Source organism: Bradyrhizobium uaiense (assembly GCF_010811875.1).
GTDB classification, from domain to species: Bacteria; Pseudomonadota; Alphaproteobacteria; order Rhizobiales; family Xanthobacteraceae; genus Bradyrhizobium; species Bradyrhizobium uaiense.
The window spans coordinates 1-213 of sequence record NZ_VKHP01001261.1 but is presented as its reverse complement, the minus strand read 5'-3'; the positions used below and the strand labels follow the sequence as shown (position 1 = coordinate 213).

The window sequence follows — 213 nt, the reverse complement described above, 5'->3', positions numbered from 1 at the left end:
TATCGACGACGAGATGGATGTCCAGTTGGGGCGGCACGTTAGCTTCGCTGTGGCGCAGGAAGGCGAGGAGCTCCTGGTGGCGATGCCGGGGTTTGCATTGAGCGATGATTGCGCCGTCGAGCACGTTGAGGGCGGCGAACAGGGTGGTCGTGCCATGACGCTCGTAGTCGTGGGTGACGCCTTCAATGTAGCCGAACCCCATGGGAAGCATGG

Annotated in this window: 1 pseudogene; it reads right to left on the bottom strand. The window is 62.0% G+C overall.

Features of this window, described 5'->3' with window-relative positions:
* Positions 1–213: pseudogene (locus FNJ47_RS49555) on the bottom strand (IS630 family transposase); the annotation flags it as partial.